The sequence below is a fragment of the Shewanella sp. 11B5 genome (genome assembly GCF_002836795.1).
GTDB classification, from domain to species: domain Bacteria; phylum Pseudomonadota; class Gammaproteobacteria; order Enterobacterales; family Shewanellaceae; genus Shewanella; species Shewanella frigidimarina.
The window spans coordinates 1-1,667 of record NZ_PJAP01000818.1 but is presented as its reverse complement, the minus strand read 5'-3'; the positions used below and the strand labels follow the sequence as shown (position 1 = coordinate 1,667).

Sequence of the window (1,667 nt, the reverse complement as noted above, 5' to 3'; positions counted from 1 at the left end):
CACATCATCGGTTAAGTTAGTGATCATTTCTGTCGCGACAAAACTAAAACCGGTTGTAGGTGTAGTTGGGGTTGTCGGGGTGCTAGTGTCATCCGAGCCTGAACCGCCACACGCGGATAATGTTGCCACTAGTGCTAGTGAGATTGCAGTGTAGTTAAAACGCATAATAAAACTCCATGTAAAAAATAAGTCAAAAAACAGGTCAAAAAATTAAATTCGCTTATAGCGAGAACTGATATCCCACACCTAAAGCAAAGAAATTGGTGTCAGGAATACTGGCAACAGCCACTTGATGAAGACCACCTTCGGCTTTAATCACAATCTCAGGTATCGGGAAATAGTTAATACCTACACTGCTCCAAGTATTTTCATAACGCTTGGTTGCGGTGCCCGTTTCAACGGCCATAAGTGGATTGGAATAATCGATATTGGCAAACACGGTCATCGGAATATCAAACCATTCATCAAGTTTGACGCCCGCCTCGACAAAGAACGACTGCGACTCTGAACCCAGTTGGGCAAAATTACCTGGACGTAAACCTGGGGTGGTTTTGTTAGCCTGGGTAATAGCGTCAGCATTGTCTAACGAGCCATATAAATATTGACCGCGGAGGATCCATGGACCTTCAACAAAGGCTCCGGCAACAGACACAATGCTAAGAGCACCATCAACATCGAGTTTGTTACTCTTATGGCGATTACCACTGGTATTACCGTAGTAATAAGCCACGCCGACTGCACTGCCGGTTTTGAAATTGCCATAATCAATACGACCAGCAAATGCTAGGTCGTCAGCATTCACTTCTTCAAAGCGTTTTTGATGGCCTGATGCCACCCAATCATAAGTGCGGAAATACTCAGAGTTTAACCCACTGACAACTTGTGCCTGATAATGAAAATCGGCAATCTCTCCGTAAACACCAATACCGTTTTCGTTCCAAACGGTCGGCATCATCGCTGCTTCACTCTTGTGACGTTGCACTGTTAGATATTGATTAGGTTTGTGTAACATGCTCGACAAGCCAATAGGCAAGTGAATGTTACCGAATTTCACCCCAAAGGCTTTTGATGGACGGTAACGAATTTCCGCTTTTTCAACCACCACTTCGCCACCCGCTTCAACTTCGGATTCAAACTCACCAAATTCATCAAAGCCGTCATATTCTAGTGAGGTGCCAGTGCCACCGTGCTCATACTCAATTTCAACTTCCATACTCCAATCATCAGTGAACTGATAACCAAACTCGGTCACAATCCGCTCTAAATCAGTACGACTACGTCGCTCTGCGGATGTATCTTGTACGTTATCGAAATATTCATCACTGGTGTAAACAGCGCTGCCATATGAGTTAAAGCTAAAACGGCTTAAACGGTCTTGCGCTTTAGTGGTTTGTTGCACCACAGTGTCAACTTGAGTCGCCACTTGTTTGTTTTGCTGCTGTTGTTGTTTTTGCTCGGCGGCCAATGTGGCAAGCTGCTGTTTTAATATCGTAATTTCAGCTTCTTGCTTAGCAATGGCTTTGGCTAATGTTTCTGTATTCGTTGCAGCTTGAGCATTAGGTATTACGCTCAAACCCAATACACTTGCCACAGATACTGCCAACAAGGTTAACTTTCTATTCATCTGTTTCTCCGACACGTCACGTTAATGCTCCCTCTAAAAACGC

At 44.3% G+C, this 1,667-nt stretch carries 1 protein-coding gene; it reads right to left on the bottom strand.

What is annotated here, in order from left to right:
* Nucleotides 1-220: 220 nt before the first annotated feature.
* Nucleotides 221-1,624: a porin family protein gene (locus tag CXF78_RS16755; protein WP_102037412.1), complete on the bottom strand. Its 1,404-nt coding sequence runs from the start codon at nucleotides 1,622-1,624 to the stop codon at nucleotides 221-223.
* Between the last annotated feature and the right edge of the window lie 43 nt (nucleotides 1,625-1,667).